General features: G+C 68.9%; 27 protein-coding genes. 19 read left to right on the top strand and 8 right to left on the bottom strand.

Features of this window, described 5'->3' with window-relative positions; translation table 11 throughout:
- Window positions 1-328: 328 nt before the first annotated feature.
- Window positions 329-796, top strand: a complete 468-nt coding sequence (locus ACIBHY_RS52530; protein WP_397310784.1) for an RICIN domain-containing protein — start codon at window positions 329-331, stop codon at window positions 794-796.
- A gap of 398 nt (window positions 797-1,194) precedes the next feature.
- Here ACIBHY_RS52530 and ACIBHY_RS52525 read toward each other — a convergent pair whose 3' ends face one another.
- Entirely contained in the window at window positions 1,195-1,686 is a 492-nt protein-coding gene (locus ACIBHY_RS52525; protein WP_397243899.1) for a hypothetical protein, read from the bottom strand.
- A 61-nt stretch (window positions 1,687-1,747) separates the two neighbouring features.
- Between ACIBHY_RS52525 and ACIBHY_RS52520 the strand changes: the two genes are divergently transcribed.
- Window positions 1,748-2,401: a hypothetical protein gene (locus tag ACIBHY_RS52520; protein WP_397310783.1), complete on the top strand. Its 654-nt coding sequence runs from the start codon at window positions 1,748-1,750 to the stop codon at window positions 2,399-2,401.
- Between the two features lie 66 nt (window positions 2,402-2,467).
- Window positions 2,468-2,740 (top strand): hypothetical protein, encoded by a 273-nt coding sequence (locus tag ACIBHY_RS52515; protein ID WP_397310782.1) that lies wholly within the window; start codon window positions 2,468-2,470, stop codon window positions 2,738-2,740.
- A 141-nt stretch (window positions 2,741-2,881) separates the two neighbouring features.
- Here the strand turns inward: ACIBHY_RS52515 and ACIBHY_RS52510 are convergent, their stop codons facing one another.
- Both ACIBHY_RS52510 and ACIBHY_RS52505 read right to left on the bottom strand, forming a co-directional pair.
- Window positions 2,882-3,967 (bottom strand): SIS domain-containing protein, encoded by a 1,086-nt coding sequence (locus tag ACIBHY_RS52510; protein ID WP_397243905.1) that lies wholly within the window; start codon window positions 3,965-3,967, stop codon window positions 2,882-2,884.
- 64 nt (window positions 3,968-4,031) lie between these two features.
- Entirely contained in the window at window positions 4,032-4,856 is an 825-nt protein-coding gene (locus ACIBHY_RS52505) for a BtpA/SgcQ family protein (protein ID WP_397310781.1), read from the bottom strand.
- A 611-nt stretch (window positions 4,857-5,467) separates the two neighbouring features.
- Here ACIBHY_RS52505 and ACIBHY_RS52500 point away from each other — a divergent pair.
- The 3 genes from ACIBHY_RS52500 to ACIBHY_RS52490 all read left to right on the top strand — a co-directional run bounded on the left by ACIBHY_RS52500 (window position 5,468) and on the right by ACIBHY_RS52490 (window position 7,380).
- A complete protein-coding gene (locus ACIBHY_RS52500; RefSeq protein WP_397310780.1) occupies window positions 5,468-5,911 on the top strand; it encodes a hypothetical protein in 444 nt (147 codons plus the stop codon).
- Between the two features lie 116 nt (window positions 5,912-6,027).
- The gene (locus tag ACIBHY_RS52495) at window positions 6,028-6,966 is read left to right on the top strand and encodes an esterase/lipase family protein (RefSeq protein WP_397310779.1); all 939 of its coding nucleotides are present in this window, start codon (window positions 6,028-6,030) and stop codon (window positions 6,964-6,966) included.
- 27 nt (window positions 6,967-6,993) lie between these two features.
- Window positions 6,994-7,380: a hypothetical protein gene (locus tag ACIBHY_RS52490; RefSeq protein WP_397243915.1), complete on the top strand. Its 387-nt coding sequence runs from the start codon at window positions 6,994-6,996 to the stop codon at window positions 7,378-7,380.
- Window positions 7,381-7,469: 89 nt separating this feature from the next.
- Here the strand turns inward: ACIBHY_RS52490 and ACIBHY_RS52485 are convergent, their stop codons facing one another.
- A complete protein-coding gene (locus tag ACIBHY_RS52485) occupies window positions 7,470-7,616 on the bottom strand; it encodes a DUF4158 domain-containing protein (RefSeq protein WP_397310811.1) in 147 nt (48 codons plus the stop codon).
- A gap of 590 nt (window positions 7,617-8,206) precedes the next feature.
- On the opposite strand from ACIBHY_RS52485, the gene ACIBHY_RS52480 reads away from it, so the two are divergent.
- Window positions 8,207-8,554 (top strand): hypothetical protein, encoded by a 348-nt coding sequence (locus ACIBHY_RS52480; RefSeq protein ID WP_397243917.1) that lies wholly within the window; start codon window positions 8,207-8,209, stop codon window positions 8,552-8,554.
- Between the two features lie 135 nt (window positions 8,555-8,689).
- Here ACIBHY_RS52480 and ACIBHY_RS52475 read toward each other — a convergent pair whose 3' ends face one another.
- Window positions 8,690-8,968 (bottom strand): hypothetical protein, encoded by a 279-nt coding sequence (locus ACIBHY_RS52475; protein WP_397310778.1) that lies wholly within the window; start codon window positions 8,966-8,968, stop codon window positions 8,690-8,692.
- 21 nt (window positions 8,969-8,989) lie between these two features.
- Here ACIBHY_RS52475 and ACIBHY_RS52470 point away from each other — a divergent pair, with 21 nt between their 5' ends.
- Both ACIBHY_RS52470 and ACIBHY_RS52465 read left to right on the top strand, forming a co-directional pair.
- The gene (locus tag ACIBHY_RS52470; protein WP_397310777.1) at window positions 8,990-9,130 is read left to right on the top strand and encodes a hypothetical protein; all 141 of its coding nucleotides are present in this window, start codon (window positions 8,990-8,992) and stop codon (window positions 9,128-9,130) included.
- A 182-nt stretch (window positions 9,131-9,312) separates the two neighbouring features.
- Window positions 9,313-12,348 (top strand): BTAD domain-containing putative transcriptional regulator, encoded by a 3,036-nt coding sequence (locus tag ACIBHY_RS52465; protein ID WP_397310776.1) that lies wholly within the window; start codon window positions 9,313-9,315, stop codon window positions 12,346-12,348.
- A 120-nt stretch (window positions 12,349-12,468) separates the two neighbouring features.
- Here ACIBHY_RS52465 and ACIBHY_RS52460 read toward each other — a convergent pair whose 3' ends face one another.
- The 3 genes from ACIBHY_RS52460 to ACIBHY_RS52450 form a co-directional block, all read right to left on the bottom strand.
- Complete coding sequence (locus tag ACIBHY_RS52460) at window positions 12,469-12,927, bottom strand: transposase (RefSeq protein WP_397310775.1); 459 nt, start codon at window positions 12,925-12,927, stop codon at window positions 12,469-12,471.
- A gap of 1,475 nt (window positions 12,928-14,402) precedes the next feature.
- Window positions 14,403-14,783: a hypothetical protein gene (locus ACIBHY_RS52455; protein ID WP_397310774.1), complete on the bottom strand. Its 381-nt coding sequence runs from the start codon at window positions 14,781-14,783 to the stop codon at window positions 14,403-14,405.
- A gap of 388 nt (window positions 14,784-15,171) precedes the next feature.
- On the bottom strand, window positions 15,172-15,630 hold the full coding sequence (locus ACIBHY_RS52450; protein ID WP_397310773.1) for a GbsR/MarR family transcriptional regulator: 459 nt from the start codon (window positions 15,628-15,630) through the stop codon (window positions 15,172-15,174).
- Window positions 15,631-15,800: 170 nt separating this feature from the next.
- Between ACIBHY_RS52450 and ACIBHY_RS52445 the strand changes: the two genes are divergently transcribed.
- The 10 genes from ACIBHY_RS52445 (at window position 15,801) to ACIBHY_RS52400 (ending at window position 24,883) form a co-directional block, all read left to right on the top strand.
- A complete protein-coding gene (locus tag ACIBHY_RS52445) occupies window positions 15,801-17,411 on the top strand; it encodes a CocE/NonD family hydrolase (RefSeq protein WP_397310772.1) in 1,611 nt (536 codons plus the stop codon).
- Complete coding sequence (locus ACIBHY_RS52440; RefSeq protein WP_397310771.1) at window positions 17,408-18,415, top strand: NAD-dependent epimerase/dehydratase family protein; 1,008 nt, start codon at window positions 17,408-17,410, stop codon at window positions 18,413-18,415. Before ACIBHY_RS52445 ends, ACIBHY_RS52440 begins: the two co-directional genes overlap by 4 nt.
- 18 nt (window positions 18,416-18,433) lie before the next feature.
- The gene (locus ACIBHY_RS52435; RefSeq protein WP_397243933.1) at window positions 18,434-19,579 is read left to right on the top strand and encodes an FAD-dependent monooxygenase; all 1,146 of its coding nucleotides are present in this window, start codon (window positions 18,434-18,436) and stop codon (window positions 19,577-19,579) included.
- Window positions 19,580-19,733: 154 nt separating this feature from the next.
- Window positions 19,734-20,387, top strand: a complete 654-nt coding sequence (locus tag ACIBHY_RS52430) for a DUF998 domain-containing protein (protein WP_397243935.1) — start codon at window positions 19,734-19,736, stop codon at window positions 20,385-20,387.
- A gap of 3 nt (window positions 20,388-20,390) precedes the next feature.
- A complete protein-coding gene (locus tag ACIBHY_RS52425) occupies window positions 20,391-20,660 on the top strand; it encodes a hypothetical protein (RefSeq protein WP_397310770.1) in 270 nt (89 codons plus the stop codon).
- A complete protein-coding gene (locus ACIBHY_RS52420; RefSeq protein ID WP_397310769.1) occupies window positions 20,657-21,592 on the top strand; it encodes an ABC transporter ATP-binding protein in 936 nt (311 codons plus the stop codon). The genes ACIBHY_RS52425 and ACIBHY_RS52420 overlap by 4 nt, the downstream gene beginning before the upstream one ends.
- Complete coding sequence (locus ACIBHY_RS52415; RefSeq protein WP_397310768.1) at window positions 21,585-22,364, top strand: ABC transporter permease; 780 nt, start codon at window positions 21,585-21,587, stop codon at window positions 22,362-22,364. The genes ACIBHY_RS52420 and ACIBHY_RS52415 overlap by 8 nt, the downstream gene beginning before the upstream one ends.
- Before the next feature lie 183 nt (window positions 22,365-22,547).
- Window positions 22,548-22,802, top strand: a complete 255-nt coding sequence (locus ACIBHY_RS52410; protein ID WP_397243943.1) for a hypothetical protein — start codon at window positions 22,548-22,550, stop codon at window positions 22,800-22,802.
- Between the two features lie 580 nt (window positions 22,803-23,382).
- Window positions 23,383-23,967 carry an RNA polymerase sigma factor gene (locus ACIBHY_RS52405; protein ID WP_397310767.1) on the top strand — a complete coding sequence of 195 codons (585 nt, stop codon included), beginning with the start codon at window positions 23,383-23,385 and terminating at the stop codon, window positions 23,965-23,967.
- Entirely contained in the window at window positions 23,960-24,883 is a 924-nt protein-coding gene (locus ACIBHY_RS52400; RefSeq protein WP_397310766.1) for a CU044_5270 family protein, read from the top strand. Before ACIBHY_RS52405 ends, ACIBHY_RS52400 begins: the two co-directional genes overlap by 8 nt.
- The last annotated feature ends 143 nt before the right edge of the window (window positions 24,884-25,026 follow it).

The raw sequence follows: 25,026 nt of genomic DNA, 5'->3' as shown, positions 1-25,026 counted from the left end.
CTCTTCCAGACTCACTGTCAGGTTATGTTCCTGAATGTCCGGAAACTTCAAGGCGCCTCAGAGCGAGCTCATCTTCCTAGCCTGACCGTTCACTCCCTGGCAGCCCGGCCTCGTCACACACCGGTTACCCGCACGCCCGGGAGCGGAGCGTGTTGTGCGCCTGGATGTGCACAAGGACATAGACCATGACACGCATCCCAGGGTGTACTGGCGGCGCTCCCGGAAAGTCCGGGCAGCGCTCTAGCACGGGGGATCTGCCAATATGTCAAACTCGCATGCATCGCGGCGTCTTGGCGCATTCGCGCTGGCCGGAGCCGCGCTCGCTGGCGTGACCGCGCTCGCTTCACCCGCGGTTGCGGATACCACGGTGAGAATCAGTGTCGAGAACAGCGGATTAGCTCTGAGCGTTCAAGATGACTCACTGGCTCCGGGGGCGCGTATCGAGGTGCGTCCGTACAGCGGCCTGTTCCGCCAGCAGTGGATCATGAAGCAGGTGGCGTCATCTGGCACGAAGGTCACGTTCGTCTACTCGCGGAAGGTAGCACCGAATCTCTGCCTGGCGGTAGAGGGCAATGCGTCCTTCTCCGGCGCCCGGTTGGTGCAGCAGTCGTGCAGCGCCAGCAATCCGTTCCAGCAGTGGGAACGCGACTTCTCCGTCAACGCCACCTTCCTGGAGATGAAGAACAAGGGCAGCGGGCTGCTGACGACGGCAGACGGGACCTTCAACGGCGCCCCGGTCACGCAGCGCTTCGACGTCAGTGCCCGCAATCAGCGCTGGAGTGTCCTCGGGGCGTGATCCACCCTTCTTCTCCACCCCCAGCACCATGACCCTGAGTGAAGAGACACACAGCTCGGCCTACGGTTTTCCGAACTCACGTTCCCGCTATTCTAAATATAGAGCATCATGCATCTGGTGGTGCGTGTGGTCCTAGCGGTGACGCTCTGCGATTTTGTTGCGGTTCGGAGCTGAACCCGGCAGACAAACCACCAGCACGGAACCCGTCTACGTGGAACCGGTGATCAGCCGCCGCACGCTGGAATTGCTCTACCAGAGCAGCAACGCCTTCAACCCGGCCCCCTACCGCTCCGGAGTCGGATACTGACTCCGGACCCGCCACGAGCGCGACCGCCGGGCCCAGCGCGCCTCCTCGCGGCCGTCAGGCACCGCGCCGCAGGGTCGGACGGCCTGCGTTCTCATTGCTGAACGGTTTGCGCCGGGGCGGGAGAAACCGGCTCGCCTGCCCGTGCGTAGGTGAGGGTGCGGACCTGCTGGGCTTGATCGAAGAGTCGCTTCAGATCGGTGTGAAGAGCTGAAACGTCACCGGCGTAGCCGCTGACGCGGACCAGCTTCACCTCATAGATCAGGCCCCGCCAGGCGTCGCGGCGACGGGCTGCGTGCGCTCCCCGCCCGGAGCAGTCGAGGAAGCGAGTCGCGGCAGCCAACGCGGCCGATGCGATGGCCAGGAATGCAGCAGGAATCCGACCATCAGCGGAGGCCAGGCCGACTGCGCCCGAGACCGCTGCCAGGACCACGGCAGGCAACCCGAGCAGGAGGTCGGCGTAGTACCAGACCTTGGCATAGCGAGCCTGCTGTCTGCGTTGGCGTTCCGCGTGCTCCTGGAGTTCATCAAGTTCGCTCCGCATGATGCGTAGCTGGTCGCCCGTCTCTCCCAGGGTCTCTGACATGTGGTCATCGTGGCGGATCTCGACTGAGCCGTACAGGCTCTTCACCGCAGCCGGCGACGCCATGAACGCCCTAATCCTCGACTGGGCGGCCGCGCGCCAGCCGTACCGCACCGGAGCGGAGGCGGTGCAGGACGAGCTGGCCGCCGTGCTGATCCTGGCCGGCACCAACGAGGTCAGCGAGCGGGTCAACCTACCGCCGCGAACTCGGCGAGATCACCGGGCCGAACGCACCTACGCACTGCGCGGCGGCCGCTCCATCACCTTGGCGGTCGGCGACCACGTCAGGGTACGCAAGAACGACTACGGCTCCCGGCGCGCGGACGCTCTGTTCGCCGCCCACGGGTCGGGCGCCACCAAGGCCGAGATCCGCAGGCGCACCGGCCGCAGCCGCGACGAGATCGCCGCCGCGCTGAAAACCGGCCGGCTCTCAGCCGAGACTCGGGCTTTCGCCCAGGGAATGGAATGCGCCTGGACGCTGGACGAGCTGGCACTGCTGGCCGAGTTCGAGGGCGATGAGGCTGCGCTGGCCAGGATCAAGAGCGTCGCCGGCCGGTGGGGGCGCAACGTCCGCTACGCCGTCGAATATTGGCGCCCGAGCGTGCCGGTCGAGGTGGAGCTCGTCACCGCCTGCCGCTCACCTGCCGTGGGCAGGAGGCTCGTCGGCGACGCGAGCGCGTCAGGCGCGGGGCCCTCGTCGGGCGTGCCGGGATCTTGAGGCCGGTCGGCCCAGGTTCGGCGGCGGCGCAACAGCGCGGCAGCGGCGTACAGGTCGACCCCGGCGGTGGCCAGAACTGCCGAAAACATCGACCTCAACGCCACCCCATGCGTCAACCGGCGCGCCCAGCACCTGATCGACCTGGCCTACGCTCACGTATGCCATAACGACGTCAACGCCGCAGTCGCCGCCCTACTGGCTTCTGAACGGCACAGCAGCGAACCCGTCACCTTCAACACCGCTGCTCGCTCCCCCATCGTGGAACTCGCCGAGGGATACCGGCGGCCACCCCAAGGCCTGCTCGAACTAGCCGCAAGGGTCCTGAAGGCGAGGGTCTGACCGGGCGCCGCCGGCCGTCATGCAGAACACATCCACGACGGGCGGTCCGATCGGACGTGACGCGAAAGCAGGGCGGGAAGCCGATCCCCGCTCCTGAAACAGTGTGAAGCCGAGGTTGCCGAAGAGTTCGACGACGCTGTCTCACGGGCCGTTGGTGGAGAACGGCGCCCGCCCCAGCCGTTCGGCAACCTCCGCAGCCAGGTAGCCGGCGGCCACCTGCGCCAGCAGCGGGGAGAACTCTTCGCGCACCCCATCGGCCACCGGCAGCACCGTTGCGGCCGTCGCCGCGACCTCGGCGTCGCAGGCCTCGCCGACGACGATCACGGCACGGCCGAGTTCGCGGGCCCGGCGTGCCACGGCCAGTGCCCGCTGCCTGCTGTGGCCCGGCGGGGCGAACACCACGGTTGGCATGTCCCGCGGGTGGGCCAGCACCTCTACGTGCTCCCACTCCTCGAGCTGCTGCGCGGAGGCGAACACTCCGGCCGCCTCGACGAGTTTCGCGGCGGTGAAGTGGGCGCTGCCGTGCCCGGGGCCACTGCCCAGCGCCAGCACCACCGGGGCGCCGGCCACCTGCTCGGCCACCTGGGCGCAGCTGTGCCGTACGAGGTCGGTGGTGGCCGCCACGGCGTCGGCCACCGCTGCGAGCTCGGCGCCGATGTCGTCGGCTTCGCAGTCCCCGAGGTGGCCCCGGGCCCGACCGATCTCGATCGCGACCAGGTAAAGCGTCAGGAGGCTGGCTTGAAAGGTACGGATCCCCGGGCACGGCAGCAACCCGGTCAAGGGCAGGACCAGCGCGCGTTCGGCGACCCGCGCCACGGCGCTCCCTTCGGTCGAGGTGACGGCCAGTGTCCAGGCGCCGTGCCTGCTGGCGCGGGCGAGCGCGTCGACGACCTGGGTGTTGCCACCCGAGGCGGAGACGCCCACCACCAGCGTGCGCACTCCCGCGCGGCGCTCGCACGGGGTGCCGTACTCCAGCAGGCGCGACGGGCCGCCCAGTTCGCACGCCACCCCACCGAAGGTGTGGAAGGCCATCTCGGTGGCCAGCGCCGCGTGCAGGGAGTCACCGTTCCCGGTCACCACAACCCGCGTCAGGCCATCCCACCCGATTCTGTTCTCCCGCCGCCGTGCGGCGTCCGCGACCACGGGGTAGCAGGCGCGCAGGTCCTCGCTCAGTGCGGCGATCTGGCGGGGTATCTCCGCCGGCGTGTAGGGAGAGGTCACCGTCATGCCCGCCTTCCTGTACTGATGCCCGTCGCAACGCTCGGCGTCCCTTTCGTTCTGGCTGTCGTGGTCACCGGTGGGCGGAACGCACGATGTCCACGTACGCCGCCACCTTGCCCTTGTCGATTACGCCGCCCCAGCCTCCGCTCTCCAGGCAGGTGCCGACAAACGCCCCGTCTGCCCCTTCTTCCGAGCCCAGCAGGCGGGCGGCGTTGCCGTGATGGGTGTTCCCGGCCAGGATGACCGGCAGCCCGGGGCAGGCGGCGCGGACGGCGGCGATCATGCCCAAGGCGACGTCGTCGTCGCGATGACACAGCGACACCGCGTCCGCGCCCGCCTGCCGTGCCATCGCGGCGACCTCGGCCACCGTCTTGCCACCACCGAACCAGGAATAGTGCATCGACTCCACCTCGGCGATCACCTTCACGTGCCGGGCGTCGATCTTGTTGCGGTACTCCGCCACCGCCAGCGGATCCCCCTGCACCAGACCTCCCGCCGTCATCGTGGCCCCGACCAGCGCCCCGACCCGGGTGAAGTGGCCACCGGCGACCTTCGTCACCGCCAGCGACGCCTGGGCAGCGTCACGCATCAACTGGGCCCCAACCATGAACCCGGGCCCGACGGCCTCCACGACGGCGCGGGCGATGAGGGCCATCGCCGCGACCCGCGCCGGATCGCAGTCCGTTCCAGCGGCGTACACTCGGTCCACGGTCTGAATCAGGCACCCGTCCGCGCCGCCCTCCCCCAAGGCCAGGGCGGAGGTCACCGCGCGCTCCACGATCGGCTCGACGCCGCCCCCGTCGTGATACGGCGTGCCGGGCAGCGGCGGCAGATGAATCATGCCCAGCACCAGCTTGCCCCGCCCCAGCAACGACCCGTCGTCCCTGCCTGACACCGCGATCCCTTTCGCCATCGACCACGCGCGAGAGCGGGTGGGTCACGTCAAGATCTCCAGCCCCCACCATGACACCCGCCATGCTGATCGCCCACCCCCTTATCCCGAGCAACCCCTCCTGACGCCAGGTCACGTCCGTGCCGCGCGCCCGGCACACTTGAACGCCAAGCCGGGCGCATCCTCCGCTGCTTCACCTGACCAGAGCGCACAGGCCAAACCACCCGACCAGCGGCGCGGGCGCAGAGGCTCGAGGTCAGGTGCGCAGCACGGTGACCACGGCGTAGGCCAGGTGATCGGCGGCTCCGCGAGCGGCCGCAGGCTGCCGGCTGAGACCCTGCGGGGTGGCGGAGCTGGTGGAGCCCTCCTCGGCCGGGTGAGGGTCCGCTCGCTGTTTCGTCTGTGTGTGCAATTGTCCGCAGAACAACGCCGGGGGCTGCCCTAGCGTGGGCGGGGACAGGTGGTTGCCCACCGGCGGAGAACGGGCCGGGCAACGCGTCCGAGAAGAGCAGGCCCGCCGCCTGATCATGATTGTTCTCACATTCTCCTCCCGCACCCCGAACGGCGCAGGCCGGGCCTCTGGGGGGCCCGGGCAGCGCTCCGGCCTGATCGCCGTGACAGCGCTGCTGACGGCGGCGGCGCTGAGCCCGCCCGCCTCGGCTACCGCTCAGCCACCCGCATCCGGCGCTCATCAGGGGAAGGCCCCCGCCGCACAGGCCGCACCCTCCAGCGCGCACCGGGCCGCCGGGAAGCGCGGGCAGAACGTCACCGCCGCGATGGTCACCAAGGGCGTGCGCAGCCTGTACGGCGCCTTCCACCACAAAGGCGACTGGCTGCAGATGATCGATACCTGCCGCGACGGCAAGACCGGCACGCTGGAGGTGCGCTACCGCAGCTCGAAACCGATCGCTTACTACGACCTGTGGAACTACCCCCACCACTTCGGGCAGCGGTGGGTCAACACCAACTTCCAGGAGAACGAGTACGTCGGTATCCGGCTGTGCCGCCCTTCCGGCGGCAGCCGCCGGTGTACGCCCTGGCGCTGGGGCATCGCCTGAGCGCGGCGCCGTAGAGCAGCAGCGCTCTACCTCCCCACCGTCCAGGTCGTGAAGGCCCTTCAGGAGAGCCGCACCCTGCGACGAAGGGAATCGACATGCGTACATCGGAGGTAGCAATGACCAAGACAAGAGCCATCACCCCGACCCTCCTTGTGGCCTCGCTGCTCGCAACCACCCCAGCGAGTGCCGCTCCGGCCGACGCCACTTCGGCGAGCATCACCCCAGCTAGCGCCACGCCGGCGAGCGCCGTCGCCGAGGCGCCGCCCCGCAGGGCTGACGGCAAGAGCCGTCCGGTCATCTTCGTGCACGGCTTCAACCGGAGCGCAGACACCGACTGCGCCGCCGCGTGGCACAACGCCCGGCTCGTACTGAAGAAGCACGCCTGGCGAGCCAGGTCCTACACCTTCGGCTTCTACCGAAGCGACCACAACTGCGACATGCACGCCAACGGCACCACCGACACCCGCCTCCAGACCGTCGGCGCGGCCCTGGCCCGGCGCATCTACAAGCACTTCACCAGCAAGGGCATCGCCGTCGACATCGTGGCGCACTCCATGGGCGGCCTGGTCGCCAAGGCCGCCATCCAGGGCACCAACCTGTACGGCAAGCAGAGCCGCAAGTGGCCGTCCCGCCTCTACGTCGAGGACGTCGTCACCCTCGGCACCCCGCACCGGGGCGCCAACTTCACCAACACCTGCACCTTCACCCACGAACAATGCAGCGACATGCGGGTGGGCAACACCGGCTTCTTGAAATGGGTCGGCCACCGCCCACAGTCCCACATGGGCACCGACTACACCTTCGTGACCTCGACCGGCGACAACACAGTGCCGGAGCGCTCCGCCACCGACGGCCACAGCGGCCCCCACTGGGTCAGCTACGAAGAGACCCTCGACAAAGAGATCACTCACTCCGGACTAAGCCAGACCGGCCCGAAGCCGGTGAGAGCGTGGAACGCCACCTGGCAGAACCGGGACGGCAAGCAGCACTCGGGCAAGATCGAAAGCCCTCTGGTCCACGCGCTCGCGGCCCTCTACCGCCACAGCACCTTCTGACCACATCTGCGGATTCTAGGAGCGGACATGCACATCCGGCATACAGTCGCCGTTCTCGCGCTAACGCTGACCGGCATCGCAGCGACGACCCCATCGGCATCCGCCGACCAGGCAGCGATGAGGGCGGACGGATGCAACCACTACACCTGTATCGAAGCGGGACCCAACAGCGCCAAGACCGGCATGGTCAAGGCCTCATGGCGCTGGAACCGCTGCTGGCCTCAGTCCCACTTCCACTTCTGGGGCCCCGGCTTCGACTTCAACACCCGTGAGCTGCGAAACTGCTCTGGCAGGCCACCCATAGAAACTCGCTGGTTCGGCCCCTTCAAGCGCGGCAAGTACTGCGTAGAGGGATGGTTCAGAGACGGCTTCGGCGCCTGGCACTCCATCGGCCTGCCTTGCGTCACCATCTGAGGTCGCGCCAGGCAGAGCACAGCGCGGTGCCCGTCCGGGTCTGGCGGGTCAGAGCGGAACGCCAAGGTCCCTGACCTGCGGCGGCCGATCTACCTTGGGGCTGGGGACACGCTCGGAGGCAGAACGCCGTATCGGACGGTCGTCAGCTGGAGCGCGTACCCCTGCCGGTTGTGCGGGCCACGGCATGCCTTGACCAGCTTCTTGTCCGCGTCGTCGAGGAAGAACACCTTCTCCAGCTCGACTTGCGATGGCGGCCCGCGCCGCCTCGCCGTCGCTCAGGAAATCAATGGGCATCCACGGAAAGTATGACCAATCAACACAGACCGTTATCAAAGCGATCGAACAGCTATGTCGTGATCACCCATCGTGCTGACAAGCTCAGCGCCGGGGAACGAACAAGGGACGTGATGGAACGAGAACGTCCGCCAGACCGTTCCGCGGCTCGGTTTCAACCGTTACGGTTGACCTGCGTGTACGGGCTTAACGGACGTTTCGTTCCGCCGCACTTCGCCCCCCGAAACGGCGCTCAGGCTATCAAGCCAGCTTGAGTCCGGATTTACCGACGTCCTTCGCCGGCATCCTGGGCGGACTCGCCGAGCGCTTGCCCTTACGCGTGACCCAGGTGCGCTTGAGGTTCACCGATCCCGACTCCTGCGACCCGCCGACACCCACCAGGATCTTCTTCAGCCCCTCTCCGGCCTGCCACCTAGAGAAGGCAACTTCACCGCGTGGCTATATGCGCGGAGCGTGTTCACGTGAAAGCGTGGAGTGACGAGCGGCAGGTCATCTGCCGTTCCGGTCCCCCGCTCTCGAAAGGTCGTGTCTCGTGCGTCTGCGTCAAGCCGCTCTGGCTCTCGCCGGAACGTTCGCTCTCGTCTCCGCCTTCGCCTCTCCCGCCAGCGCCGCCCACGGCGAGTTCCAGTACATCTACGTGGGCATCATCGGGCAGCCCCAGATCGGGGTGCTCCACGACCCGCCGAGCGGCCAGTGCATCACGCTGCCCGAGGTCGCCAATCCCAGCGCGAGCGCGCCCGCCCACTCGCCGCGCAACAGGACCTCGTCCACGGCCACGGTCTTCACCGAGCCCGACTGCGAGGGGGACTGGTTCACGCTGAGGCCGCACACGGGACAGGGTTCCGACCGGCTGAAGCTCCGCTCCGTGGTCTTCTCCTGACCCATCGGGCCGGCTCTCCAGCCGGCCCGTTTTCCGCATCCCGCACCGTCGAATTACCGGCCTCGAAGGTGGTGGCGCGGTGCATGTCCGTCATCGCGGTGCGGGCGGCGGACATGGCGTCGCGGGGCGCCGGACTCATCGCCCAGGCCGCGTCGCATGTAGCGGGTGACGAAGACCCGGCGCCGGGCGGGGTTGTGATGGCAGGAATCTTTCCAGGCGGTCGCCCCGGTTGGCCGCGACCACGCGGGCGACCTTGGCGGCCCGCCGCAGGCGGGCGCCGTCCTTGATGCCGACGCCGGCGGCGATGTCTGCGTAGCTGACCTCGCGGCCGTGGTTGCTGCGCAGCCAGATCATGACCTCGGCGACGTCGGTCTCGGCGCGGGTCCAGCCCATCGCGTCGCGGCGCCTGGTCACAGGTATTTGCCGTTCTCGTCGATGAAGGCCGCTCCTGTCCGCACCGTGCTGGTCATGATCGGCTCCCTGTGCTGGGTCGTGGCCGATCGTCACCGCTCCTCCCACCTGGCTAAGCTCATCCGCGCCCTGCGCAGGCGCCGCGATCAGCAACGTGAGAACTAATGAGAGACCAGGATGTCCTCTGCCATACTCCGGCCGACCCCCTGGGGCTGGGTGCCGGCGACGGGACCGACGGTGGGGTGAAGCAGTTCGCGTCCCCGTTACGGCCAGTTCTCCTCAGAAGGGCATCGTTGTTGAAGCCCTGGGGCGTCGGCCCGCTCTGTCCACTGGGTGAGAGCGGCTCGATGGTTCTACGTCTGTGGGTGATCGGGGCCGAAGACGCGTACACGGGCGGAGAACGCCTCGGCGCACATGCCCTGGGCGGCCGCTCACACCACTACGCGAGTCGTAACGCTGATGCCTCGGTTGATCGCGATCTGGTCATGAGTGACCTCTCGATCCCGCGAAACTGTGATAATCGCGTCGGTATGGAGGTCTTGGCGAGTATCCGATTCCTGGGGCCGCTCGCGGCCAGCGTGCAGGGTCGGGCGGTCGACTTGGGCGGGACCCGGCCGCGGACGGTGCTGGCCGTGCTCCTGCTGGCCGAAGGCGGGTACGTGTCAGTCGAGCGTCTACTGGACGTGCTGTGGGAGGAGGACCCGCCGAACACGGCCAGAGCGCAGGTCCTGATCCACATCTCGGCGTTGCGCCGGGCGTTCGGCCTCGATGTCATCGAGACGATGAAGGGCGGATACCGGATTCGCCGGGAATCCGTCTGGGTCGACGGATACGCCGCCTTGGCTCTTCAGGAGCGTGGCGACGCCGAGGCGCTGTCGGAAGCGATGAGCTTGTGGCGCGGGCCGGTCCTGGCCTGCTTGTCGTGCCAGGCTCTGGCGCCGGAGGTGCGGCGTTGGGAGGATCTGCGGCTCGGCATCGCGCAGGAATGGGCCGAGGATCGCCTGGCGGCCGCGGCCACCCTCGACGTTATCGACGTGTTGACCCTGTTGGTCGTGGAGAATCCGCTCATCGAGACGTTGCGCGCGTTGTTGATGACCGCGCTGTGGCGGGCCGGACGCAGGGCCGCGGCGCTGGAGGCCTACCAGGAGGGCCGCCGGGTCCTGGTCGAGGAGCTCGGCCTGGAACCTGGCCAGGGTCTGCGCGAGGTGCACGAACAGATCCTCGCCGAGGAGCCGGCCGATGTACGCGCGCAGCCGTCGCCTGCCCAGTTGCCGCCCAGCACTCCGGCGTTCACCGGCCGGGACGAGCAGGTGGGCGTCCTCGATCTCCTGCTGGAGCGGCAGCGCCGTGATCTCCCCGTGGTGGTGATCAGCGGTGTCGCGGGCGTGGGCAAGAGCGCGCTGGCCCTGCACTGGGCACATCGCGTGGCGCAGCAGTACAACGACGGGCAACTCTTCGCGAACCTGTACGGCTACGACGCCGCCAACCGGCCGGCTACCGCCCATCAGATCCTGCGACGGTTCCTGCGCGCGCTCGATGTTCCCGGTGAGGAGATTCCGGCGGACGTGGACGAGTGCTCCGCCCTGTATCGCTCATTGCTGCAGGGCCGGCGCATGCTCATCGTGCTCGACAATGCGGCATCCGCCGATCAGGTGCGTCCGTTGCTGCCCGGTTCGGCCAGTTGCTTCGTTGTGGTGACCGCGCGGCGCAGGCTGGAGGAGCTGGTGGCCGACGGGGCCACCGCGATCGCGGTGAAGGTCATGACCGACCGCGAGTCGGTGCAACTGCTGTCGGCCGTGATCGACCGGCCTCTCGACGCCGTCACGGCGGCCCGTGTCGGCCGGCTGTGCGATGGGCTGCCGCTCGCGCTGCGCATCGTGGCCGCCCGGCTCGCGAGCAGGCCCGGCTGGTCGCTGGAGGAGATGGCCGGACGGTTGTCCGACGAGCGCAGCCGGCTCGACCAGCTGAGCAGAAGCACCCGCCACGTGCGCGGCACCCTGACACTGTCGTATGAGGAGTTGTCGGCCAAGCAGCGGACGGCCTTCGTGCGGCTGGCCACCTTCTCCACCCCTGCCGGGGCGGCCGCCTGGCTGATGGCCGCCCTCATGGACTGCTCGTTACGCGAGGCCGACGACCTGCTCGAAGAACTTGTCGACGCCCAGCTGCTGCAGCCGTATGGACGCGACCGGGCAGGACAGCTCCGCTACCAGTGTCACGACCTCATCCGGCTCTTCGCCCTGGAGCAAGCGCGAGCCGAATTGACGCCCGAGGAGCGCAAGCAGGCCTACGACCGCGTCATCGGCGCCCTGCTCGCCGTGGCCGAGCGGACCGACAGACAGGTACAGGGCGCGTTCACCCAAGGGCTTCGCCGCGGGAACGCACCCCGCTGGCTGCCCGCGGACATCGACCACATGGTCACCGATTCCGCGAACTGGATCGAGGCCGAAGGCCTCACCTTCAGCGCCGCCGTGTGTCTGGCCGTGGAGATGGGCTGGGACGAGCCCGCCTGGGAACTCATCTCCAGCGTGGAGCTTTTGAACATGCACGCCGGCTTCAGCCCCGCCCGCGTCGCCGAGATCGAGACCGTCGTCGAGGTCTGCCGCCAGAACGGCAACCGGCACGGCGAAGCGATGATGCTGCGCACGCTGGCGACGGCCTTCACCGCCACCGATCAACTCGGCGCCGCCCGAACCCGCTTCGAACAGGCGGCGGCGATCGTCGACGAACTCGACGACGACTTCGGCCGCGCGATGTGCCACGGCGGTCTGGGACTCGTGGACATGCTGCAGGGCAACCTCGATGACGCGCTGGAAAGACTCGAGCTCTGCCGGGCACTGTGCGAGCAGATCGGCAACCCGACCAAGGCCGCCGACACGATGGCCCGGATGGCGGGCCTGCATCTGCAGCGCGACCTGCCGGACGAGGCCCTGCGCCTGGCCAAGGACGGGCTCTCCGCCCTGCCCACCGGCGACCCCACCACCTCGACGGTCGAAGGCAACCTGCTACGCGTACTCGCCGAGGCCGCCGGCAAGCTCGGCCTGCACCAAGAGGCGCTGGAGGCCTCTACACGGAGCGTGACCCTGGCCAGGCAGATCGGCCACCTCCTCCTGGAGGCCCTGGCCCTGCGCAGCCGTGGCGAGGCAAGGATCGCTTTGGGATCACCCGCGGACGGGCTCGCCGATCTCCAACTGGCGCTGCAACTGGCCCTCCGGATCCGCGACCGATGGGTCGAGGGCCGCGTCCTGCTCACCCTCGCAGAAGCCGAACCCGAACGCGCCATCAGCCACCTCGAAACCGCAGCCACGATCTTCGCCGAAATCGGGACGCCAGTCTGGCACGAGCGAACCCTGACCGCGCTCAACGCCGCCCGTACACGGCGCTGACCCCGCTGGACACTCGCCCAATGTGTTCGGCTGCCAATCAGGACCAGCACCGCCATCGATACGGGATCACTGGAGTGCCTGCACAGTCGGTCGTTGAGGAAGTCGAACATGTGGGATAAGTCAGACGCAACCTCTCGACAGCGCAGTGTGTGCGCAGGTCAGTACCGCTTGATGACCGCATTTGTCATGTCGGTCCCGGAACCTTCGGCAACTGCGCATGCCCTTGCCTCTGGCGGGAGACCGGTCAGCGCTGGTGTCGAAGTCCGGACGGAGCCACGGACTGACGTCGGCGGCCAGCACGATCCGGCCGTCGGTGGCGCGAGGCAACGGCAGCGAGGAGAGGGCGGACCGCAGCCGGGCCACCTCAATCCGTCCCCCGTTCAGGCCGTCGTACAACGAGCCGTGCCCGCGCCGGTGCTCGGGCGCTAAAGCGAGTTCGACCAGCGTCCGAACCGGGCCGTCGGTGCACAACAGCGCCTCGACCAGCTCGAACAGCTCATCCGCACGCGCCGTCAGGCAGCCGTAGAGTTCCCGGCGGAAACTCGACAAGGCGACGACCACAGCGGCCTTCCCGGACACGCCTCCCAAGATTTCAGACCGGTGAACGGACCTTTCCTTGGCCCTGGTGCTGACACGACACACAGTAGGACCGTACGACACAGCCAAGCACCCCGGAGAAGTCCGAACGGCGCATTCGCGCCGAACTCGTGGCGCGATTCGGGGTCGAGTTCGACCTTCAGGAGGCCTAATGCGTCAGCGCATCATGACCGCCTAACGTCCGGTTGTTTGCCTGGCTCAAGAATCCTTCGGTAGATGAGACTAGTGCGAGACGTAATCAAACCGCTACCTCAAGATCCCACCCCACGATGCAACGCGGCGAAGACGAACTCAGTGTGTACAGACTAAAGATCTGTGTGCGCTACTGCAACGACAGACCTCGCCACCGCGTGCATCCTCTAGAGAAGACCTCGGCAAAGTTGTGCCCGACAAGGCACTCTTCTCAGTTTGCGAAAGGAATCAATCTTCGATGCGAAACAAGCTCCTCATGGCACTGGCCGGTTCGGCACTTGCCGTATGTCTGACTGCAGCACCTTCGAATGCGACCGTAGGAACAACCTCCAAGGGGGGCGCTGTAGGAACGGCTTCCAAGGGAGCCAGCGTCTCCATGATGTCAGGGTACGTAAACTTCAGATCCCCCGGCACTCTCCCATGCGGCCGATCCGCCTCCGGCTGGAGTCGTTTCTACCGTCACTGTGCAAGTGGTGGGGCCATTGAAGTCCTCGCCCGTTTCGCTCTCGTAGGAAACACGATCGCGTGCGTGGGCGCTGGACAGGCCGTGTGGGTAAGTATCGCCACGACCTACAGCCTCGACTGGAACGGCAGAAGGTGCAGCAAGCCCGGAACTCAAAGGCCTGCCTAAGGCAGCGTCCGCACATAGTCACATCAGATACATTGAATGGCAGGTTATAGCCTGGCACTAAGTGTCGGGCCGGAGCAGGCGTTCCGCGTTGACTCGAAGGCCTTATCCGACTGAAGAGTGCGAGTTGAGCCAATGAGCATGGTGGGCTCGGCGTACGGCAGATCGCCTGAGACCGGTGGCGGTGCACGGGGAGGACTACGCACGAACAACCGCCCGGGGGTTGACTCACTTCGCACAAGAGGGATATGGCGAGCATCCGTTCATTCAAAGGATCCTGCGGCCGAACTTCTAGTGATCTCCCCGTCGTGAAAATGGAGATGCCCCAGCCTGGCGGCCGGGGCATCTCGTTTGTGTTAGCCCCGATTCTTCAGTGAGCTGTGCTGTGTGAGCGGCTCCGCCGTTTGTGCAACCTGCCGATAATCCCGTCCCGCTCGAAAACATTGTCTCGGGCTCTGAGCTGGGTGTACCGCGTCAAAAGGCACCAACGGCGCATGAGCTACAACAACGCGACGCCTCACACGTAGAGACTGAGCATTCGCTCAAAATCTGGTCGAGTGAATACTCAGACGAGAATGATCATTTCTTAAGCACTTCTAAGCCAGAGTAGGTGGACGAATATTCGGCACCCACAGGCTCAGTAGGCGACCCAGAGGGCGTACGATCCGGGGCTCGTCGCCCCTTTCTCCGTAAAGGTCTCGCAGGAGAAGAAAAGCCACGTGCCGTTCGCCACGCCGGCGTTGCCGAGGTCAAGGCATTGCTGGCCGGGGCCGGTGGTGAAGTACTGAAAACCCGTCGGGCCGCTGGGGGTTCGGTGGGATTCGTACGACGACTGTCGCGGCACCTGGGCAGTCGCGGCATCGGCGGTCGCGGCTTGCGCAGCGTGCGCCGGCGTGGCACCGAACAGCAGCCCAGCCAGGGCGAACAGCCCCAGCAACGTTGCCGGTGCGATCCGAGACCACCGCCGCACCCTGCCTACCGCGACCCCCGGGACGCGACTGGTGAGCGCACTCTTCATTTGGCTGTCCTTCCATGGATTCTCCTCGGGTCTACCGCCCATACGGCCGGCCTGACACTGATTCGTACGGTCGGCACGGTTGGATGGGACCTGTTGGCCACCGACAGACCGGACTTCGCGGGGGCGTGGGAGACGAAGCCGGCGCCGTCCGGTTGACCCCCACGGGCGTGGAGACCTCGGACCCTGCAGCCCCGGCGACATTCTGCTCGCCGGTTCACCCCCACGCGGGGGTGATCCGGTCTGGCAGGCGCCGTTGACGGTCGAGGAGCTCTCGTCCCCACGCCCGTGGGGGGCAACTTAGCGTCAAGAATGATCGGCTCATCGGCACACAACAGGAGCACGCCGTGCTGTTCGAGCTGGTTCTCGACCTGGGAGGTATGCCCCAGAGTCAGTCGCGTTGCTGGTCCCAGCGGTGCAGCAAGGCGGGCAGTTCGTCGAGCAGGAACTCGTAGAAGGCGTGCATCTGGGCCAGCCGCCGGTGGGCGGGATCACCCTGCTCGGTGGCGGCGATCCCGGCGGCAGCGGCCTGGAGCATGGCCTGGATCACGGTGTTCTGGCTGGTGAACAGGGTGGCCCAGGCATCGTCGCGGAGCCGGTAGTGCTCGCGGCGGCTGCCCGGGGCGGGCAGGCGTTCGATCAGCCCGACCGTGGCCAGGGATTTGATCGCGCCCGAGACCGACCCCGCGCTGGCCTCCAGCCGCATCGCGATCTCGCCGGCGGTGACGCTTTCCTGGTCGGTGAACAAGAACACCGCCAGGGTGCGCGCGGCCATGCGCTGCAGCCCGCCCTCGGTCAGGGTCAGGGCCAGCCGTTCCGCCGCCTGCCACTCTTCGAACCTGTCGTTCACGTGCGCCTCCCTCTCATGAGACAGGCTATCGAACACCCCAACTGTTCAGTAATTTCCGAAAATTCGGTATGATGCTCGTATCGGCCTCTCGCGAGAGGTTCGATGGTGTGCCGGGAAGCCTGGTCGGCGATGTGACCTCTCATCAGAGCCGACAGGAAGCAGATCCGGCCATGACCCTGCTCAGCCGTTTGTACGGCGTGCGACCCGCCCTTGCTCACCGGGTGCGCGTCCGGCGCAACGTGGAGATCCCGGCCGCCGACGGGGTGCGACTGCTGGCTACGCACTACTACCCGGCCGGTCAGCGGCGGCCTCCGCTGGTGCTGCTGCGCAGCCCGTACGGCCGCGGCAACCCCCTGGACCAGCTACCCAAGCTGCTGGCCGAGCGCGGCTACCAGGTGCTGTACCAAAGCCTGCGCGGCACGGCCGGCTCCGGTGGCCGTTTCGACGGTTTCGTCATCGATTCGGCCGACGGCGACGGCACGCTGAGCTGGTTGCGCGCCCAACCGTGGTTCGGCGACGAGCTGGCCACGTGGGGCGCCAGCTACCTCGGCTTCGTGCAGTGGGAGCTGGCAGCCCGCGACATCCCGGAGTGGAAGGTCGCCCTGATCCAGGACGCGCCGTCGTCGTTCGCAGAGCACTTCATGTATCCGGGCGGGGTGTTCGCGACGGGCAACGCGCTGGGCTGGGTGCAACTGGTGGAGCGGATGTTCACCGGCGGCTACGGCGTCGCCCGCCAAATGGGCGGCATGATCGGCGCCGCCCGGCGGCTGTCGCGTGCCACGCTCACCCTCCCGCTGCAGGAGGCCGATCGGGCGCTGACCGGGCACGCGGTGACCTGGTTTCGGGACTGGGCCGGTCACGGTCCCGGCGAGCCGTACTGGGCTAGCACGGATCACCGCGCCAACGTCGCGCGCATGCCGCCGGTGGTGCACCTGCAGGGCGGCTGGCACGACTTCTTCCTGCCGGAGATGCTGGCTGACTACGCCGCCCTGCTCGCCGCCGGGCGGCAGGTGCGGCTGCTGGTCGGGCCGTGGGGCCACGGGCGCGGTCTCTACACCCGCCAAGGCCTCACCGACGCGCTCGCCGTGCTGGATGCCGCGCTGCTCGGCCGGCAGGCGCCCACGGGTGTGCGATTGTTCGTCACCGGCGCGGGCCGCTGGATCGACCTGCCCGCCTGGCCGCCCGCGCACGAGGCGACCCCCTGGTTCCTGCACCCGGGCGGCGGGCTCAGCCGTACCCAGCACGATGGCCAGAGCCCTCCCAGCCGCTACCGCTACGACCCCGCCGACCCCACCCCCACCGTCGGCGGCACGCAGGTGGGCCTGTCAGCGGGCCCGAAAGACAACCGCCGCGTCGAGGCCAGAGCCGACGTGCTCACCTTCACCACCGCACCCCTGACCGACGTCGAGGCCATCGGCCCTGTCCGCGTGCGCCTGCACACGCGCTCGGACAACCCGCACGTCGACTACTTCGCCCGCCTCTGCGACGTCGACCCGCGAGGCCGATCGGTCAACGTGTGCGACGGCATCATCCGCCTGAGCGAGCCGGGCGACATCCGTGCTGTCGAGGTCACCCTGTGGCCGATGGCCCACCGCTTCCTGCGCGGCCACCGCATCCGGCTGCAGGTCTCCAGCGGCGCCCATCCGCGCTTCGGCCGCAACCCCGGCACCGGCGAACCGCTCGCCACCGGACGCGGCCTGCGCTCCTCGGAGCATGAGATCTTCCACGACCACCATAACCCGTCAGCCCTCTGGCTGCCGCTCACCCCTGGAGCATCGTGAAACTCCTTGTCCTCGGAGGTACCCACCACGTCGGCCGCGCCGTCGTGGAGGCCGCGCTGGAGCGCGGCGATGAGGTGAGCACCCTCAACCGCGGCCTCAGCCGGGCCCCCGCGCCCGGCGTGCGCGCGCTCGTCGCCGACCGCACCGACCCCGAGTCCGTGCGGCAAGCACTCGGCGAGGGCGAGTGGGACGCCGTCATCGACACCTGGGCCTGGGCCCCGCGGGTGGTCCGCGAGTCCGCCCGCCTGCTGACCGGCCGAGCCGGGCACTACGGATACGTCTCCAGCCGCGGCGTGCACCGCTGGCCCTGGCCGCCCGGCGCCGACGAGCACGCGCCGCTGGTCGACGGCGACCCCGCCAGCACGGACGACGCCGACTACGCCGCGGCCAAGCGCGGCGGCGAGCTCGCCGTCGCTGAAGCCTTCGCAGGGCGGGCGCTGCTGGCCAGGGCCGGGATGATCCTCGGCCCGTATGAGGATGTCGGCCGGATCCCGTGGTGGCTGCGCCGGCTGGAGAAGGGCGGCCGCGTCCTGGCCCCCGCGCCCGCGGACACGCCCCTGCAGTACCTCGACGTCCGCGACCTGGCGGCCTGGATGCTCTCGGCCGCCGAGCGCGGCCTCGGCGGCGCCTTCACCGTGACCGGCCCGCCCGGCGCGATCACCCTCGGCGACCTGCTCACGACGATGCTGCAAGTCACCGGCTTCGACACCGAACTCGTCTGGGCCGACCCGGACCTGCTCATCCGGCACGGCTTGCCGCTCGGCATGGAATTCGGCCTGCGCCTGCCGGACGGCGGCGTCCCGAGCGGCATGCACGACGCCGACGTCGGCGCCGCCCTGGCCGAAGGACTCGCCGTCCGCCCGCTGCGTGAGACCCTCGCCGACACCTGGGCCTGGCTGCAGGCCGAAGGCGATCCGGTGCCGCGAGCCGATGCCCCTTCCCCTGACACCTGGCTGGACGCCGCCGCCGAACAGCGGCTGCTCGACCAGCTCTCCCACTCTTAGAAGGAACTCGACGACATCATGCGCGCCGTCATCATCGGAGCCGGCATCGCCGGCCTCGCCGCAGCCCTGCGCCTGCGCCAGATCGGCTGGGACACCCTCATCGTCGAACGCGCGCCCCAGCGGCGTGGCGGTGGCTACGCCGTGACCTTCGGCGGCATCGGCTACGACGCCGCCGAACACCTCGGCATCGTCGACGACCTGCGAGCCAACGGGTTCGACACCACCGAGCTCGTCTACCACAAAGCCGACGGCTCACGCCGCTTCGCCCTGGATCGCGCCACCATCGCCGCCACCACCGGCCCGCGCTCGATCACCATCCTGCGCGGCGACCTCGAAGCCGTCCTGTACGAGAAGGTGGAGGGCCACACCGAGATCCGCTTCGGCACCACCCTCACCCACGTCGACCAGGACGACCGCGCCGTCCGCATCACCCTGAGTGACGGCGCGGTGGAGGAGGCCGACCTGCTGATCGGCGCCGACGGGCTGCACTCGGCCACCCGCGCCCTGCTCTTCGGCCCGGAGGAGGACTTCCTGCTCGACCTGGAGCACAAGGTCGCCGTGTTCATGCTCGACCAGCGGCCGGAGTCGATCGCGCCGGGCGCGACCGGCACCCTTTCGTCCAACGGCCGCACCGCGGCGGTCATCAGCGTCGGCGACGGCCGCAATGTCGCCTTCTTCGGCTACCGCGCCGACCACGCCCGCCCCGGCGAGGACGTCGCCACCCAGCTGGAGCGCGTCTACGGCGACCTCGGCTGGGTCATCCCCGAGGCCCTGGCGGGGCTGGAGCGGGCCGACTCGGTCTACTTCGACACCATCAGCCAAGTGGTCGCCCCGTCCTGGAGCAAAGGCCGCGTGGTCCTGCTGGGCGACGCTGCTTGGTGCGTCACCCTTTTCGCCGGGTACGGCTCCGCGCTGGCCGTCGGCGGCGCCGACCGCCTCGGCACCGAACTCGAGGCCCACCCCGGTGACGTTCCCACCGCCCTGGCCGCGTGGGAGGCCGCCATCCGGCCCGAGGCCGAACGCAAGCAGAAGCTCGGCCGCCGCGTCAAAGGCGTCTACGCCCCCGCCAACCCGGTGGTGCTGTGGCTGAGCCAGCTGCCGTTGCGGCTGGCCGCCCTGCCGCCGGTGCGCCGGTACATGATCCGCCGCTTCATCAAAGGCTGAGCAATGCGGGACACCTGGCCGCCCGCGCGGCCAGGTGTTACATTCCAGGCGAATCTAGGAAACGCGCCCCGGACGAGGGGCGCGAACGTCGGTGAGCCGGGAAGCCTGGTCGGCCCGCGATCAACAGATCGCGGAGCTAGGAGGCCCCCTTCCGATGCGCCCGACCACCACCCTGCTCACCTGCGGTATCGCCGCCGGCGTCCTCGTCCCCGCCCTGCTCTTGCTCGACGGCGCCACCCGGCCCGGCTACAGCCTCTGGCACCACGGCGCCAGCCAGCTCGGCACCGGCGAGCGCGGCTGGCTGCAAACCGTCAACTTCGTGCTCGGCGCCCTGCTGCTCCTCGCTTTCGCCGCCGGGCTGCGCCGTGCGCTTCCGCCCGGCAGTGCCGCCTTCTGGGGGCCTGCTCTGCTGGCGGCCTGCGGGCTGGCGCTGGCCGTGGCAGGACTGGTGCCCACCGATCCCGCTCTCGGCTACCCACCCGGGCAGCCCGAGGCGGTCACCGCCGCGGGCCGAGCTCACGGGCTGGCCGGCTTGGTGCTGTTCGCCGGACTGGCGGCCGCGCCGTTCGTGCTGGCGCGGCGTCTGCGTGGCGGCAGCCGCGGGTGGGCCGCCTACTCACGCTGCACGGGTGCGCTGGTCATCGCCTTCGCCATCGCCGCCGGGATCGCCTTTCGCCTGGACGCCTCCGGCGTGCTCCGGCCCGCACCCGCCGGGCTACTCGAACACGCCGCCCTGCTGGTCGGCTTCGCCTGGATCATCGCCGTCGGCCTGCGCTTGCGCCGCGCGAACACCACGACGGAGGCGTGAGCGATGCCGATCGCGCTGAAGATGCTGGCCGTCGTCGGCCCGGAACACCTCAGCTTCACCACCGGCCTGCTCGTAGGCCTCACGCTGATCCAGGTGCTGTTCCACCGCTTCACCCACCCGCTCCCGCCGGACCGCGAACCGCCGCCGCCCGTCACACCGATCAAGACTCTGTCGTATGCCATCCAGGCCGATCCCCGGCCGGCCCGGCGCGACATCCTCCTGCAGGGCGCGCTGCCGACCCGGGCGCTGCTCATGCTCATCACGCAGCCATGAAGGAGCATCTGCCAGGCAGCGCAGGTGGCCCGGTCATCGAGGTGTCTGGCCTGACCAAGCGCTACGGCGACGTCCTGGCGGTCGACGACGTCGGCCTGAGCGTGCGGGCGGGCCAGACATACGCCCTGCTCGGACTCAACGGCGCCGGCAAGACCACACTGATCCGCATGCTACTCGGCATGATCACCCCCACCGCCGGATCAGCCCGAGTCCTCGGCGCGGCCGTCACAGCCGGACAGCGCTCGGCCTGGGCCCGCACCGGCTACCTGGTCGAAGCCCCGGCCGCCTACCCCGAGCTGACCGTGCGCGAAAACCTCCACCTGTACGCCCGCCTACGCCGGCTCAACCATCCCGGCCGGCATGTGGAAGACATCATCGAACGACTGGCCCTGGCCCCCTACGCCGACCGGCGCGCCCGCACCCTGTCCATGGGCAACCTGCAGCGCCTGGCCCTGGCCAAAGCCCTCATCCACACTCCGGACCTGCTCATCCTCGACGAGCCGGTCAACGGACTGGATCCCGCCGGCGTGGTGGAGATCCGCACCCTGCTGACCGGCCTGGCCCACCAGCACGGCACCACCGTGCTGATCTCCAGCCACCTGCTGGCCGAAGTCGCCCGCCTCGGCGGCCGCATCGCCATCCTGCACCAGGGCCGGCTGCTGGCCGAGCACGGCGCCGACAGCCTGGACGCGCACCGGCGCCGCCATCTGAAGGTCGCCACCCGCGACGACGCGACAGCGCACCGGGTGCTGCGCGAGCACGGCTACCACCCCGAACCCGGCCTGCTGCTGACCGACCAGCGCGCCCTGGCCAGGCCCGAACAGGTAGCCACCGTCCTGGTCAAAGCGGGCGTGCCGCCCACCGAACTCCACCTGGTGGAAGAAGATCTGGAAGCCTACTTCCTGCGCATTGTCGGAGTCGGCCATGCGTGAGGCGTTGTGGAGCGAACTGCTCAAGGCCCGGCGCGGCCTCCTGCCCGCGCTGACCGCGCTCGCCTTCACCCTCATCACCCTGGTCTGCGGCCTGTTCATGTTCATCCTGGCCGAACCCGCCCGCGCCCGCGCACTGGGCCTGCTCGGCGACAAGGCCCAGCTGTCCGGCGCCGCCGCCGACTGGCCCGGCTACCTGGGCCTGCTGGCGCAAGCGGTCGCCGTCGGCGGCCTGCTGGTCTACAGCATGATCGCCATCTGGGTGTTCGGCCGCGAGTTCAGCGACCACACCGCCAAAGACCTGCTCGCCCTGCCCACCTCCCGCACCACCGTCGTGACCGCCAAGTTCATCCTCACCGCTGCCTGGGCCATGGCGCTCGCCACCGCCGCAGCCGCCGCCGGCCTGCTGCTCGGCGCGCTGCTGGCCCTGCCCGCATGGTCGGCGCAGACGGCCACAGCCGGAGTGGTGCGGATCCTGGCCGCCGCCGCGCTGTCGGCCGCACTCACCACCCCGCTGGCACTGGCCGCCAGCATCGGCCGCGGCTACCTGGCCGCCGTCGGCGTGCTGTTCGTGCTGGCCTTCGCCGCCCAGATCATCGCCGCACTCGGCCTCGGCGCCTGGTTCCCCTACTCGGTGCCCGGCCTGTACGCCGGCATCGCCGGGCCCGGCCACGACCCACCCGGACCGATCAGCGTCCTGCTCGTCCTGACCACCGGCGCCGCCGGCGGGGCGGCGACCCTCGCGTGGTGGCGCAACGCCGACCACGACCGCTGACCCGAGCTGACACTGACGTCATCAGGGAGCCGGACCTCTTGGATGATCTTGGTGCGAACGGCCGCCGCACTCTGCTGGCTCTCAGAAACCGTCGTTAGATGAACGTCCCTCAAGGCGCCAGGCGGGGTCCGGTGGCGGCTTCCGTCGCCTCGCATTTCGTTCAGCGGTGTCTAGCCTGGGGCCATGACATTGCGGTTCGATGGGGAGTGGATCATCAGCGACAGCTGCAAGCAAGTCGCCAAAGCTGAACCTGGTGGCCGATGGGTGTTGTCCTGGCTGTCGGGCACCTTCGACAGGGAACAGGCGATCGCTCTGATGACCCGCGCAGAGAACGGCGACCTGGACGCCGACCCCGAACAGCCACCACCTCACGCCGATGACCCGTCTTCCCCAACCCCCATGGCAGAGCGGCAGGAGCCAGAAGGCAACCCACGTTAGGCAAGGCCCACGGGGCGTGCGACGTCCGTGAGAGACGCGTTCCGGGGAACGTGACCTGCGCCTCGCGCGGCCAGTGGTGCGCCTTTGAGGACGCACTGGAGGGCCCCGGTGGGCTGGGATCTGGTCCAACCTGGTCGATGAGAGCGACGGCGAGCCTGATGCCGGCGCGCCCGGCTCGGACGAATCCGATGTCGTCGTACACGGCCGGCGGCGTCGTCCCGGCCACAAGATCGCGACGGTTGCCGGCGCCGAGCACGACCTCGATGAGGACGGTGGTGGACATGGTGCCTCCTTCGGCCTCGCGGCTGTGATCGGCCACCTTCAGGCGAAGGTCTTCCCCGCACCCCCCGCCGGACGCAGAGGTCCACCTCGCCGGGCGCCGCGGGTGGCTGGGCCGTGATGACGATCGAGGCATCGGACGGCGGGTACTCCCCTTCCGTGGCCGGGCACGTTCATCGCCTTACTGACCACGGACGCCGCACGCGAGCCGTACGAGAGAACCGGCCCGGAGACCGTCTGAGAACAAGAAGGGCGGGATCGGGCAAGTAGCGCTGATCGGTTTCTGGGAGAAAGGCGCCGGATGCATGAGCCCGACCCGCGACTCGACGACGACGCGGTGGTCATCGCGAAGTCCCGCGAGGAGCCTGAGTGGTTCTCGGTGATCTTCGACAGGTACTACGGCGCGATCCACCGCTACGCCGCCGCCCGCCTCGGCCCCGACGTCGCATCGGACGTGGCGGCCGAGACGTTCCTGATCGCCTTCGACCGGCGTACGCGCTATGACCTGACCTGCGATCAGGCACGCCCGTGGCTCTACGGGATCGCCACCAACCTGATCGGCAGGCACCGCCGCAGCGAGGTCCGTTTCTACCGGGCCATGGCCCGCGCGGGCACCGCGGAGCCGGACGGCGGGCACGCCGACCGCGTCACCGAGCGGGTGGCGGCCGAGCGGCTGAGCCCGGAACTGGCCCGCGGCCTGGCCGGGATGTCACGTGGTGACCGCGACGCGTTGCTGCTGGTCGCGTGTGCCGGATTCAGCTACGCCGAGGCGGCGCGGGCACTCGGCGTGGCGGTCGGCACGGTCAGTTCCCGCGTCAACCGGGCGCGGCGCAAGCTGCGCGCGCTTCTGGGTCCCACGGCACGGGAGGTCTTCAACCATGGATGAGATGGCGATGCTGAAGAGGTACCACGACGCCCAGCCGGAGCCCGGTGGCGAGGAGGTCGGGGTAGCCAGGGCCCGGTTGCGGGACCACGGCCGGGTTCGGGATCACGGCCGGGTTCGGGATCACGGCCGGGTTCGGGATCACGGCCGGGTTCGGGATCACGGCCGGGTGCGGCCCGTGAGACGTCGGCGGCCGTTCCTGGGGCTGGCCACCCTGGTCGCGCTGGCGGCCCTCGTGGCGGGCATCTCGTTCTGGCCCGCGCAGGAGCGGGAATCCGTGCGCCTGGTTCCCCGGGTGGTGGAGACCACGTTGCGGCCGGTCGCCGGCGCGGCGGACCTGGCCGCGAACGCGGCGGTCCTGGCGGCGGCGGAGAGCGACGACGTCTTCGCCCCGACCGACTGGGCCTACATGAAGACCGACACCGGGGAACTGTGGCGGCGGGTGGACGACACGAAGTTCGCCACCCGCTCCAGAGACGGCGAACTAGAGGTGCACGAGGGCTCGGAGTTCGAGGTCGGCTATCCCTTCCTGCTGTCGCTGCCGACCGACCCGGAGGCGTTGCTGGCCCGGATGGACCAGCAGATCGTGGAGGAGAACGCCACGGCGAACCGGCCCGAGATGAGCGAGGACGAGCGTCACTTGTGGGCGTTCCGCCTGATCTCCATGGGGATGGGAGAAACCGTGCTGCCCGCGAAGCTGCGCGCGGCCATGTACGGGGCGATGGCGCGGATCCCGGGGGTGAAGTACGAGGGCGGTGTGAAGGATCCGGCCGGACGCCCGGCCATGTCCCTCTTCCACGGCGACGAGCGGGTCTACATCCACCCCAAGACCTACGAGTACATGGGCTTCCGCTGGCCGGGTCAGAAGATCATCGTGTACAAGGCCGTGATCGTGGACCGTGCGGGCGAGCGGTCATAGCCGGCCACATCGAGGTGTTCGTGGCCCTGTTCACCATGTACGGGCACAAGATCGGGCGATGAAGTACACCACGGGCACCGAACAGACGCAGGACAAGCACCCCGACGAGCCGCCGTCCGCGCCGAGCGCGTCCAGGCGGGCGC

It is taken from the genome of Nonomuraea sp. NPDC050547 (assembly GCF_044457345.1).
Taxonomy (GTDB): Bacteria; Actinomycetota; Actinomycetes; order Streptosporangiales; family Streptosporangiaceae; genus Nonomuraea.
This window is presented reverse-complemented; position numbering and strand designations above follow the sequence as displayed.

Excerpts from the sequence above, each read along its gene's own strand:
- ACIBHY_RS52525 (WP_397243899.1), bottom strand. The coding sequence starts at position 1,686 with ATGTCAGAGACCCTGGGAGAGACGGGCGACCAGCTACGCATCATGCGG.
- ACIBHY_RS52520 (WP_397310783.1), top strand. The coding sequence starts at position 1,748 with ATGAACGCCCTAATCCTCGACTGGGCGGCCGCGCGCCAGCCGTACCGC.
- ACIBHY_RS52510 (WP_397243905.1), bottom strand. The coding sequence starts at position 3,967 with ATGACGGTGACCTCTCCCTACACGCCGGCGGAGATACCCCGCCAGATC.
- ACIBHY_RS52495 (WP_397310779.1), top strand. The coding sequence starts at position 6,028 with ATGACCAAGACAAGAGCCATCACCCCGACCCTCCTTGTGGCCTCGCTG.
- ACIBHY_RS52490 (WP_397243915.1), top strand. The coding sequence starts at position 6,994 with ATGCACATCCGGCATACAGTCGCCGTTCTCGCGCTAACGCTGACCGGC.
- ACIBHY_RS52470 (WP_397310777.1), top strand. The coding sequence starts at position 8,990 with ATGAAGGCCGCTCCTGTCCGCACCGTGCTGGTCATGATCGGCTCCCTG.
- ACIBHY_RS52465 (WP_397310776.1), top strand. The coding sequence starts at position 9,313 with ATGGTTCTACGTCTGTGGGTGATCGGGGCCGAAGACGCGTACACGGGC.
- ACIBHY_RS52455 (WP_397310774.1), bottom strand. The coding sequence starts at position 14,783 with ATGAAGAGTGCGCTCACCAGTCGCGTCCCGGGGGTCGCGGTAGGCAGG.
- ACIBHY_RS52445 (WP_397310772.1), top strand. The coding sequence starts at position 15,801 with ATGACCCTGCTCAGCCGTTTGTACGGCGTGCGACCCGCCCTTGCTCAC.
- ACIBHY_RS52435 (WP_397243933.1), top strand. The coding sequence starts at position 18,434 with ATGCGCGCCGTCATCATCGGAGCCGGCATCGCCGGCCTCGCCGCAGCC.
- ACIBHY_RS52430 (WP_397243935.1), top strand. The coding sequence starts at position 19,734 with ATGCGCCCGACCACCACCCTGCTCACCTGCGGTATCGCCGCCGGCGTC.
- ACIBHY_RS52425 (WP_397310770.1), top strand. The coding sequence starts at position 20,391 with ATGCCGATCGCGCTGAAGATGCTGGCCGTCGTCGGCCCGGAACACCTC.
- ACIBHY_RS52420 (WP_397310769.1), top strand. The coding sequence starts at position 20,657 with ATGAAGGAGCATCTGCCAGGCAGCGCAGGTGGCCCGGTCATCGAGGTG.
- ACIBHY_RS52415 (WP_397310768.1), top strand. The coding sequence starts at position 21,585 with ATGCGTGAGGCGTTGTGGAGCGAACTGCTCAAGGCCCGGCGCGGCCTC.
- ACIBHY_RS52410 (WP_397243943.1), top strand. The coding sequence starts at position 22,548 with ATGACATTGCGGTTCGATGGGGAGTGGATCATCAGCGACAGCTGCAAG.
- ACIBHY_RS52405 (WP_397310767.1), top strand. The coding sequence starts at position 23,383 with ATGCATGAGCCCGACCCGCGACTCGACGACGACGCGGTGGTCATCGCG.
- ACIBHY_RS52400 (WP_397310766.1), top strand. The coding sequence starts at position 23,960 with ATGGATGAGATGGCGATGCTGAAGAGGTACCACGACGCCCAGCCGGAG.